Origin of the sequence: Vibrio sp. V03_P4A6T147, assembly GCF_002241085.1 — a bacterium.
In the GTDB taxonomy this organism is placed as follows: Bacteria; Pseudomonadota; Gammaproteobacteria; order Enterobacterales; family Vibrionaceae; genus Vibrio; species Vibrio anguillarum.
Map to the genome: position 1 here is coordinate 1 of NZ_NDIO01000203.1, position 9,465 is coordinate 9,465.

At 44.4% G+C, this 9,465-nt stretch carries 12 protein-coding genes; 5 read left to right on the top strand and 7 right to left on the bottom strand.

Annotated elements, in window-relative coordinates:
- Positions 1–14 precede the first annotated feature (14 nt).
- Together pgm and seqA are read right to left on the bottom strand one after the other, a co-directional pair.
- The gene (pgm, locus tag B9J84_RS08160; protein WP_026028060.1) at positions 15–1,661 is read right to left on the bottom strand and encodes a phosphoglucomutase (alpha-D-glucose-1,6-bisphosphate-dependent); all 1,647 of its coding nucleotides are present in this window, start codon (positions 1,659–1,661) and stop codon (positions 15–17) included.
- A 110-nt stretch (positions 1,662–1,771) separates the two neighbouring features.
- A complete protein-coding gene (gene seqA, locus B9J84_RS08165; protein WP_010318681.1) occupies positions 1,772–2,317 on the bottom strand; it encodes a replication initiation negative regulator SeqA in 546 nt (181 codons plus the stop codon).
- Positions 2,318–2,409: 92 nt separating this feature from the next.
- Here seqA and B9J84_RS08170 point away from each other — a divergent pair, with 92 nt between their 5' ends.
- The 3 genes from B9J84_RS08170 to fldA all read left to right on the top strand — a co-directional run bounded on the left by B9J84_RS08170 (position 2,410) and on the right by fldA (position 4,092).
- Positions 2,410–3,180 (top strand): alpha/beta fold hydrolase, encoded by a 771-nt coding sequence (locus B9J84_RS08170; RefSeq protein ID WP_017045728.1) that lies wholly within the window; start codon positions 2,410–2,412, stop codon positions 3,178–3,180.
- Positions 3,181–3,288: 108 nt separating this feature from the next.
- Positions 3,289–3,510 carry a DUF2788 domain-containing protein gene (locus B9J84_RS08175; RefSeq protein ID WP_010318683.1) on the top strand — a complete coding sequence of 74 codons (222 nt, stop codon included), beginning with the start codon at positions 3,289–3,291 and terminating at the stop codon, positions 3,508–3,510.
- Between the two features lie 48 nt (positions 3,511–3,558).
- A complete protein-coding gene (gene fldA / locus B9J84_RS08180) occupies positions 3,559–4,092 on the top strand; it encodes a flavodoxin FldA (RefSeq protein WP_013856340.1) in 534 nt (177 codons plus the stop codon).
- Between the two features lie 70 nt (positions 4,093–4,162).
- Here the strand turns inward: fldA and B9J84_RS08185 are convergent, their stop codons facing one another.
- Together B9J84_RS08185 and B9J84_RS08190 are read right to left on the bottom strand one after the other, a co-directional pair.
- Complete coding sequence (locus B9J84_RS08185; RefSeq protein WP_013856339.1) at positions 4,163–4,864, bottom strand: LrgB family protein; 702 nt, start codon at positions 4,862–4,864, stop codon at positions 4,163–4,165.
- Entirely contained in the window at positions 4,861–5,307 is a 447-nt protein-coding gene (locus B9J84_RS08190) for a CidA/LrgA family protein (RefSeq protein WP_094123917.1), read from the bottom strand. The genes B9J84_RS08185 and B9J84_RS08190 overlap by 4 nt, the downstream gene beginning before the upstream one ends.
- Positions 5,308–5,423: 116 nt before the next feature.
- Here B9J84_RS08190 and B9J84_RS08195 point away from each other — a divergent pair, with 116 nt between their 5' ends.
- Positions 5,424–6,308: a LysR substrate-binding domain-containing protein gene (locus B9J84_RS08195; RefSeq protein ID WP_179217542.1), complete on the top strand. Its 885-nt coding sequence runs from the start codon at positions 5,424–5,426 to the stop codon at positions 6,306–6,308.
- Here B9J84_RS08195 and B9J84_RS08200 read toward each other — a convergent pair.
- Entirely contained in the window at positions 6,305–6,823 is a 519-nt protein-coding gene (locus B9J84_RS08200) for a DUF4442 domain-containing protein (RefSeq protein WP_010318688.1), read from the bottom strand. The two genes, B9J84_RS08195 and B9J84_RS08200, sit on opposite strands and share 4 nt — an antisense overlap.
- A 214-nt stretch (positions 6,824–7,037) precedes the next feature.
- On the opposite strand from B9J84_RS08200, the gene fcrX reads away from it, so the two are divergent.
- Complete coding sequence (gene fcrX, locus B9J84_RS08205; RefSeq protein WP_010318689.1) at positions 7,038–7,487, top strand: ferric iron uptake transcriptional regulator FcrX; 450 nt, start codon at positions 7,038–7,040, stop codon at positions 7,485–7,487.
- A gap of 115 nt (positions 7,488–7,602) precedes the next feature.
- On the opposite strand, the gene B9J84_RS08210 is transcribed toward fcrX, so the two are convergent.
- Both B9J84_RS08210 and B9J84_RS08215 read right to left on the bottom strand, forming a co-directional pair.
- A complete protein-coding gene (locus B9J84_RS08210) occupies positions 7,603–8,616 on the bottom strand; it encodes an aspartate-semialdehyde dehydrogenase (RefSeq protein WP_013856334.1) in 1,014 nt (337 codons plus the stop codon).
- Positions 8,600–9,465: 4-phosphoerythronate dehydrogenase (locus B9J84_RS08215; protein WP_094123919.1), on the bottom strand; the 866-nt coding region annotated here is incomplete at its 5' end. The genes B9J84_RS08215 and B9J84_RS08210, both read right to left, overlap by 17 nt.

Consider the following 9,465-nt stretch of genomic DNA (forward strand, 5'->3'; position numbering starts at 1 on the left):
ATTGATAAGTTTGCTTACAAACCAGCGTCGGCAAAGACTTGATTAACAATCTGTTGCGCTTCCGCTTCGATTTGCTTGAGGTGCTCATCGCCCTTAAAACTTTCACAATAGATCTTATAAATATCTTCTGTGCCTGATGGACGAGCAGCAAACCAGCCATAATCAGTGGTCACTTTTAATCCACCGATGGCTGCGCCATTACCGGGAGCATGCGTCAAGCGGGCTGTGATCTCATCTCCCGCTAATGTTTGCGCAGAGACCATCTCTGGTGACAATTTGCTCAGCACTGCTTTTTGTGGGCCATTTGCGACAGCTTGAATACGACTATATTTAGACTCTCCATGTTTCGCGGCCAGATCTTCATAATATTGCTGCGGATTTTTACCTGTGACAGCGGTGATTTCCGCCGCCAGTAAGCAAAGGATAATACCGTCTTTATCCGTTGACCAAGGCGTTCCGTCTTTACGCAGGAATGACGCACCTGCGCTCTCTTCACCACCAAAACCGAAGTGACCACTGTATAAGCCATCAACAAACCACTTAAAGCCGACAGGTACTTCACACAGCTCACGGCCAAGATCGGCGACCACACGGTCAATCAATGCACTTGATACTAACGTTTTACCAACAGCCACTTCTTTACGCCATTGCTTGCGGTGACGATACAGATAATCGATGCATACGGCTAAGAAATGGTTTGGGTTCATCAAACCTTTCGGAGTGACAATGCCGTGGCGGTCGTAGTCAGGGTCATTACCAAACGCGAGATCATACTGATCTTTTAACGCTAATAACCCCGCCATTGCATAAGGAGAAGAACAGTCCATACGCACTACACCATCTTTATCGAGTGACATAAATTGGAATGTCGGATCCACCGCTTCACTCACCAGTGTTAAATCAAGCTGATACGCTTTGCCAATTTGACGCCAGTAATCAATACCACTGCCACCGAGCGGATCAACACCCAGTTTTAGATTGGCTTTTTGGATGGCCTCCATATCAATCACATTCACTAAGTCATCAATATAAGGTTTCACAAGATCAACTTGTTTAAACAGCGGCGATTGCTTTGCCGACATAATAGGCAGACGCTTCACGCCTTGCATGCCTTCTGCAATGATCTCATTGGCTCGGTTTTCAATCGCTTGGGTGATTTCCCCTTCAGCAGGGCCGCCATGGGTAGGATTGTATTTAATACCACCATCTTGTGGTGGATTATGAGAAGGTGTGATCACAATCCCATCAGCTTTTTGCGCGTGCTTCAAGTTATGAGTCAAGATTGCGTGTGAAATACCCGGCGTTGGCGTATAGCCATTATCCTGTTGAACGATCACTTCAATTTCATTAGCGATCAGTACTTCAAGTACACTAGAAAAAGCAGGCTCAGAGAGTGCGTGCGTGTCTTTTCCGACAAAAATCGGCCCAGTGGTTCCTTGCTGAGCGCGCACTTCTGCTACCGCTTGAGCAATAGCAAGAATGTGGTTTTCGTTAAATGTCGATTTATCCGCACAACCACGATGCCCCGAAGTACCAAATTGCACTTTATGGTCTGGGTTAGCCGCATCAGGTTGAAGTAAAAAGTAGTTTGCAACGAGCGCAGGGATATTATGTAAGTCTTCCTGCCGTGCTTTTTGTCCGGCGCGTGGGTGCATAGCCATTTTTGACATCCTTTCTTAAAATAACAACGAAATAAAAAGCCTCATGATACGGACTTAGTGGTCCGCAGTATGAGGCTTGAATCAGATTTTTATCTATGAATGGGCACAAATCAGATTGAGTGCGTCACTTTCTCAATAATGTCACTCGGGAAATTCATCAATACCATCAGCTGCTCGATCATCTGTTGTTTGCGGCTAGTATTGTTATTGGTAATGACCCAAAATGGTGTGTTTGGAATCGCTCTTGGCTTGGTTGTCTGCCCACTAGCAAGCAAGGTTTGCTCGTTGTCAGCAAAATACACACGCTTACGTCCTTTCACTAAGGTCGCTTCAGCAAAACTTACTGGATCGATACGGTATAAGGTTGAAAGCACCAACATAAAACGATCAATTGCTTTTTTCAAAGCCGCAAATTCATCAGAAATGAGCAAAGAACGCATCTCTTTTACGCTATCAATCTGTATCTCTTGTACGGCATCTTTACTCACAACAATGCCCTTGGGCTCGGTACTTACTTGCGTCACGACCGCTGCTGCAGACACTTTACCATCAACATTGAGCAAACGGCGTAAAATATCCGACGCGCTTTCTCCAATATGTTGGGTTTGGCTGGCAATATAACGGTATAGATCCTCATCAACCTCAATTGTTTTCATTCGCTTTTCACAATCTCAATGTTTAAACTCTGAGGGATTATAGCGAGATCTTCACTGATACTCTACGTTAAACCAATCACTAATAAGATAAAATGTCAGCACTTCTTAATTACAAACTCGAAGGTGAAGGTCACACCGTTGTTTTGATCCATGGTTTATTCGGCAATTTAGACAACCTAGGTTTACTTGCAAGAGACCTAAAAGCCGATCACCAAGTATTGAGTATTGACTTGCGCAATCACGGTCAATCATTTCACAGTGAGGAACATGATTACGCGAGCATGGCATTCGATGTTGCTAGTTTACTCGAAGAGTTAGCTTGTGATTCAGTCACGCTGATTGGCCATTCAATGGGCGGTAAAGTTGCTATGAAGCTGGCTGACATCGCCTCATCCAAAGTCGCCAAACTGGTGGTTTTAGATATGGCACCCGTCAGCTATCAGCATCGGAAACATGATAACGTACTGGCGGGGCTCAACGCGGTTATTGCGCAGCAGCCTACCTCGCGAGCAGAGGTCATGGCCATTTTAGCGCAACATATTGAGCTAGAAGGCGTACGACAATTTCTCAGTAAATCGTTATTTAAACGAGAAGATGGTGTAATGAGCTGGCGTTTTAATGTTCCCGCCATTGAAAAAAATTACTGGAATATTTTAGGCTGGGAACCAATCCCTTGCAGCTCTGTTCCAACCTTATTGGTTAAAGGCAGCAACTCTGACTATCTACTAGCGGAACACCAAGAAATGATCCAGCAGCAGTTTAGCCAAGCGAAAGCGCACGTCATCGCCAACACAGGGCACTGGCTACACGCAGAAAAGCCCGTTGAAGTTTTACGAGCGATCAGAAAGTTCATTGGCAGCTAGCCGCTTTACTGTGAAACAACAAGTGTGAAATAGGTACCAATGCGCGCATTAACTTTGACGAATAACAGTGTTATAGTGCGCTCAAGCAAATTGGCATAAAGGATACCCATGCTGTACGACTACATGAACATGCTTGAGTCGATTGGACTCGATCTTCTTTTTGCGTCTATATTTTTTCTTATCGGTATGGCAATAAAAGATGTCCTTAAGCAAGGTAATGTACCGCCATTTGGGCGCCGTATTGTATGGCTAGTTCTGTTTTTAGGTTGTGCTGGCTTTATCCTTAAAGGACTTATCCAACTCAGTTGGGAAGGCACCGGACTGGGGTAAAGAACACGCTCATCCGCCAGAAAATGACAAATTAAAGGTAATGATTCTATGGCAAGTGTAGGCCTCTTCTTTGGTAGCGATACCGGTAATACTGAAGCCGTTGCGAAAATGATTCAAAAGCAACTGGGTAAGCAGCTCGTTCACGTTCAAGATATTGCGAAAAGCAGCAAAGAAGACATTGATAATTTTGACTTATTGTTACTGGGTATCCCTACTTGGTACTACGGTGAAGCGCAGTGTGATTGGGATGATTTTTTCCCAGAATTAGAAGCGATCGACTTCTCGACGAAATTAGTTGCTATTTTCGGTTGCGGCGATCAAGAAGACTACGCTGAATACTTCTGTGACGCGATGGGTACAGTGCGTGACATTATCGAAAGCAAAGGCGCAACGATTATTGGCCACTGGCCAACTGAAGGTTATGAATTCGAAGCCTCTAAAGCCTTGGTTGCAGGTGACAATAGCCACTTTATTGGTTTATGCATCGATGAAGATCGTCAACCAGAGCTAACTGAACAGCGCGTCAGCACATGGGTTAAGCAGATTTATGAAGAGATGTGTTTAGCCGAACTTGAAGGCTAATCTCTTAAACATAAAAAATCCCCTTGCGAGGGGATTTTTTATTGACCCGTATACAACAGCACTCTTTTCTTTACCAAAGTAGACGACCGATAAATGGAGCAAGCAACACAGTGACCATTCCCGCAATCATCATCACCACACTCGACACGACCCCTTCAGCATTGCCAATTTGATACGCTTTTGCCGTTCCTGCACCGTGCGCGGAAGCGCCAAGACTGGCTCCTTTACCAAGCCCAGAGCGAATGGATAATAACGCTAACACCACTTCACCTACCGCCATGCCTATCACCCCAGTAAGTACCACAAATAGAGCAGTCAGATCACTTTGCCCACCAATTGACTTCGTTGCTTCAACAGCAAAAGGGGTGGTAATCGAGCGCATCGCTAAACTGCGCTGAAGCATATCGGGTAATTCAAACCAACGAGCCAACAAAACCGTGCTCCCCACAGCCACCACAACCGATACGATCACTCCCACGGATAGAGAGAGCCAGTGGCGCTTGATCAACAATCGGTTGTCATAGACCGGAATAGCAAAAGCCACTGTAGCCGGACCAAGTAGCCACAATAACCAATGAGATTCTGCCATATAGGTCTGGTAAGGGATGTGAAAGATCATCACAACAGCCACTAACAATATAGGGGCCAATAGCAGCGGCATTAAGAAAATAGAACGTTTACGTTGATAAAGGCACTTGCTGCCATAGTAAAAAGCCAAGGTTAGCAGCAAGCAAAATACACCAAGCAGCGTTGAGGTAAGTAGTGAGCTCATGATGAACGCTCCACTTTAGTTAGGCGTATTGCACGGTTGCTTTTTCTACGCGCTAATATCAGCTCTAAACGATACATTTTATCAACGGTCCAAGCAGTAATAGCAATGACCATGATGGTACTGATGACAAGTACCGCCATAATTCGTAACCCTTGCTGTTGCATTAACTCTTGATAGTTAACGACCGCAATGACCGCTGGTACAAAGAACAACAGCATTTCCGCCAATAACCAAGTTGCTCCCTTGCGCAGCCAATCAACTTTTACAACTCGCATAATCACTAAAGTTAACAGCAATAGCATGCCAGTTAAATTTGCTGGTAAAGGAATATGAAAAGTGCTGACTAGAAAATCCGCCAAAAACCAAATCATTGATAGCGCAACAATTTGTACCACTGTTTGCAGATTGTTTTTTACTCTTTGGCTGTTTCTTATTCTTTGCATGATGAGACTAATGCCGTTTTGTGAAATTGGTCACATTATATTAAGTCATAAAACCATCGTAAAATGACTTTTTATTATCATTTTCATGCCAAAATGGAATGATAAAAGGAGATATTATGGATATTAAAGCACTGCGCTATTTTGTTGAATTGGTCAATCAACAAAGCTTTACCCGCGCATCCGAGCAACTGTTCGTCACCCAGCCCACCATCAGTAAGATGATCCGCAGTTTAGAGCAGGAAATTGAACAGCCACTATTACATCGTGAAGGTCGACGTTTCTGGCTTACCGATGCAGGAGAGGTTGTCTATCAAAGAGCGCTAGAGATCTTAGCGCAGATGTCTCAGTTAGAAGCCGAGCTGGTCGATCTCAATCAGGTAAAGCGGGGACAACTGCATCTCGGTATTCCACCAATGGTTGGGCACCTTTACGCAGGTCTGATTCGCCAATACCGTCAAACCTACCCTAATGTAGAGCTCACCATCGTTGAGTATGGCGGACGTAAAATAGAGCAAGCTATTCTCAATGGCGAAATTGACGTGGCCGTCACCATGCTTTCTCCTCATCCGATTGATAATCTGCGGTCACTCTCCTTAGACAGTTACCCCATTTGCGCCGTACTCCCCGATTCATCTCCTTGGAAGCAGCAAGAAGCCATCGGTTGGGAGCAACTACAAAATGAGCCATTTTACCTCTATACCCATGATTTTACGCTGAGTGACTACATCCACTCATTCTGCCTACAACACGGATTTACACCACAAGTTGCAGCGCGCAGTAGCCAGTGGGATTTTTTAGTCGCGTTGGTCAAAAGTGGCGTAGGCGTTGCCTTTCTACCCGAACCACTTTGTCGACGAATTCAAGGAGAAGGCGTCTTAGTCAAACCTATGACACCCAGTATTGATTGGCACTTAGGATTAATATGGCACGCGGAACGGTACGTTTCTCGCACCGCCGAAGCTTGGATTGAGCTGTGCCAAATGCAGAATGAACAGCCTTAGCGGTCACAAAAAGTAACCATTTTGTCTGCATCACTCTCTTCTCTGTATTTAGGTTTTTTGCGCACGTACAATTTACGTTGCACTTCAGAGACCACTTCGCCTTTGGCATCCTTAACATGGATAACAAATTCCGGAAAGCATTTATCCCCATTGGCCGTGCTCACTAAGATTGAATCCAGTTGGTCTTGCGTTATCAGAAACTCCGCATACAAATCAGAATGGCCCGGTTTGATAAAGTTGATGCTGGCCTCTTTGTCCCATACATAATATTGCTCACCCAAAATCCCCATTAACATCAAAGAGTAAACAGGGTCAGTAAGAGAGAAAATGCTGCCACCATATTGAGTGCGATTGGCATTTTTGTTCCACCACCGCAGCTTTAGGCGCATTTTCACCTGACGGAAGTCGCTACTAATTTCATCAATGTGGATACCAGCGCCCCAAAAAGGGGGCCAGCTATTTAACGCCCACTTAACAATATTTGGCTTATAAAATCTTGCTAAAGAGTGATTCATTCCGTGCTCACCTTTTAAACCTATCGACTCAATCACTAATAAATGTTACGCAATTGTAACTGGTAAGAGCTGTTATATCAGTGATATTGCGCGGCTTTGTGACAAATATAAAGTAACCCTTTGAACTTCGTGGTTTATTGTTAGCAGTGACTCCCCTATAATGATCGCAATTATGAATTCTGTTAACTGCTGCAGATCATCAACAGGAAAGTGTATGTCAGATAATAACCAAGCGCTCAAGGATGCAGGTCTTAAAGTTACCCTTCCTAGGCTAAAAATTTTAGAAGTGCTACAGCAGCCTGAATGCCAACATATCAGCGCTGAAGAACTGTATAAGAAATTGATTGATCTTGGTGAAGAAATCGGTCTTGCGACTGTTTATCGAGTATTAAACCAATTTGATGATGCGGGTATTGTCACTCGTCACCATTTTGAAGGTGGAAAATCCGTTTTTGAACTTTCAACACAACACCACCACGACCACTTAGTGTGCTTAGATTGTGGTGAAGTGATTGAGTTTTCAGATGAGGTGATCGAACAACGCCAAAGAGAGATTGCCGAGCAATATAATGTACAGCTCACCAATCACAGCCTTTATCTATATGGTAAATGTGCCGATGGCAGTTGCAAGCAGAATCCTAACGCGCACAAGTCAAAAAGATAGCCATCATTCTCAGCCTTGAGCTGGACGATAATAAAAAAGCCGGGTGAATCAATCACTCGGCTTTTTTGTGTAGAGAGAAAGGAGTGGTAAACCACTCCTTTTTGCTAGGTATTAATTAAAAATAATCTCGAATCAACACTTCCGCAATTTGTACCGCATTTGTTGCAGCGCCTTTTCTCACGTTATCTGCTACTACCCACATGTTAATGCCACTGTGGTGACTGATATCGTTGCGAATGCGCCCTACAAGAACTGTATCCTTCCCTCCCGCATCACGAACTTGCGTTGGGAAATCATTCCCACTGAATACTTCAATACCTTCAGTTTTCTCTAATAACTCAATAACTTGCTCAGCATCAATCGGTAAGCGTGTTTCAATATGCAGTGACTCAGCGTGGCCGTAAAAAACCGGCACGCGTACACAAGTTGGGTTGACCATAATGGTTGAGTCATTGAATATTTTTTGCGTTTCCCACACCATTTTCATCTCTTCCTTGGTGTAACCATTATCCATAAACTGGTCGATTTGTGGGATGCAGTTAAACGCAATTTGCTGGCTAAAAACATCAGGATCGGCCGAAACACCGTTTAACAGCCTTGCGGTTTGTCCCGCCAACTCATCAATGCCTGACTTCCCAGCTCCTGAAACGGACTGATAAGTTGATACGTTAATTCGCTCGATACCCACAGCGTCGTGAATCGGCTTTAACGCCACCAACATTTGGATGGTTGAGCAGTTTGGGTTCGCAATAATATTGCGGTTACGGAAATCCGCAATCGCTTCAGGGTTCACTTCAGGCACAACAAGTGGGATATCGTACTCATAGCGGAAATGTGAGGTGTTATCGATGACTACCACGCCTTCTTCTGTGGCAATAGGAGCCCATTTTGCGGACAATTCACCACCAGCGGAAAACAGTGCAATCTGAACTTGTGACCAATCGAAATCTTCAACATTTTGTACTTGTATGGTCTTACCATTGAAGCGGTAGAATTTACCTTCACTACGCTCACTGGCAAGTAGGTAAAGTTCACCAACGGGGAATTTGCGATCTTTGAGCACTTCAAGCATGGTTTCACCAACCGCGCCGGTTGCTCCTAAAATAGCGATATTAAATTCTTGGCTCATTTGTTACCTCTGTTTTAAAACCTAATTTAGCTAAGGGAGTGAGATCACACGACTCACTACCGACGACAGTCATCGCGCTATATTCTCTTCTATCCCAATAAAGTTTACGCATTTGATCAAAAGCACCTGGTTTGCCAATTTCACGGCGAAACAAGGCGTCATCTTTGCGTACGTCATAAATCAATTGGGTTAAACTGTGTAATGTTTCCTCATCCCAACCGCGTGATAAATACACTTTGGCAATGGGAGTCTCGGGTAATAAACTACTGGCATTCGCACAATGGTCATCGCCAAGATACTCACAAAAACTATTGAAAATCATGGTCGTGCCTCGGGCTTTACCTTCTAACCCATAGCCAGCCACATGCGGAGTCGCAAAGGCGAGCAAAGGCAGCAGTTCCATATCCACTTCAGGTTCAAATTCAAACACGTCTAAAGCGGCAATAAAACCATCATTTTTCTGTAGGCGTTGTTTCAGCGCTTGGTTATCCACCACAGAGCCACGAGCCGCGTTGATCAAAATCTGATCACTGCGCAACTGGGCAAGTCGAACTTCATCAATCAAGTGATGGGTTGGCCATTCACCACTTTTAGTAATGGGTGTATGCAGCGTAATGACATCCGCTTTATCAAGTAAAACATCAAGATGAGTAAACTCGCGGCAATCACCTTGTGCTTGTTTTGGGGGATCGTTGAGCAGCACATTAATGCCAATCCCCGCTAAACACTCGGCTAAATAGCTGCCGACTTGACCAGCACCAATAATGCCAACGGTTTTCTCTAAGGCAGAAAAACCATGCTGCTGTGCTAACACCATCAATACACTGAAAACATACTCAGCCACTCCCA

What these genes read in the sequence shown, in the direction of transcription:
- B9J84_RS08210 (WP_013856334.1), bottom strand. Translation starts at nt 8,616, where the DNA reads ATGAGCCAAGAATTTAATATCGCTATTTTAGGAGCAACCGGCGCGGTT.
- B9J84_RS08185 (WP_013856339.1), bottom strand. Translation starts at nt 4,864, where the DNA reads ATGAGCTCACTACTTACCTCAACGCTGCTTGGTGTATTTTGCTTGCTG.
- seqA (WP_010318681.1), bottom strand. Translation starts at nt 2,317, where the DNA reads ATGAAAACAATTGAGGTTGATGAGGATCTATACCGTTATATTGCCAGC.
- B9J84_RS08195 (WP_179217542.1), top strand. Translation starts at nt 5,424, where the DNA reads ATGGATATTAAAGCACTGCGCTATTTTGTTGAATTGGTCAATCAACAA.
- fcrX (WP_010318689.1), top strand. Translation starts at nt 7,038, where the DNA reads ATGTCAGATAATAACCAAGCGCTCAAGGATGCAGGTCTTAAAGTTACC.
- B9J84_RS08190 (WP_094123917.1), bottom strand. Translation starts at nt 5,307, where the DNA reads ATGCAAAGAATAAGAAACAGCCAAAGAGTAAAAAACAATCTGCAAACA.
- B9J84_RS08175 (WP_010318683.1), top strand. Translation starts at nt 3,289, where the DNA reads ATGCTGTACGACTACATGAACATGCTTGAGTCGATTGGACTCGATCTT.
- B9J84_RS08170 (WP_017045728.1), top strand. Translation starts at nt 2,410, where the DNA reads ATGTCAGCACTTCTTAATTACAAACTCGAAGGTGAAGGTCACACCGTT.
- fldA (WP_013856340.1), top strand. Translation starts at nt 3,559, where the DNA reads ATGGCAAGTGTAGGCCTCTTCTTTGGTAGCGATACCGGTAATACTGAA.
- pgm (WP_026028060.1), bottom strand. Translation starts at nt 1,661, where the DNA reads ATGGCTATGCACCCACGCGCCGGACAAAAAGCACGGCAGGAAGACTTA.
- B9J84_RS08200 (WP_010318688.1), bottom strand. Translation starts at nt 6,823, where the DNA reads ATGAATCACTCTTTAGCAAGATTTTATAAGCCAAATATTGTTAAGTGG.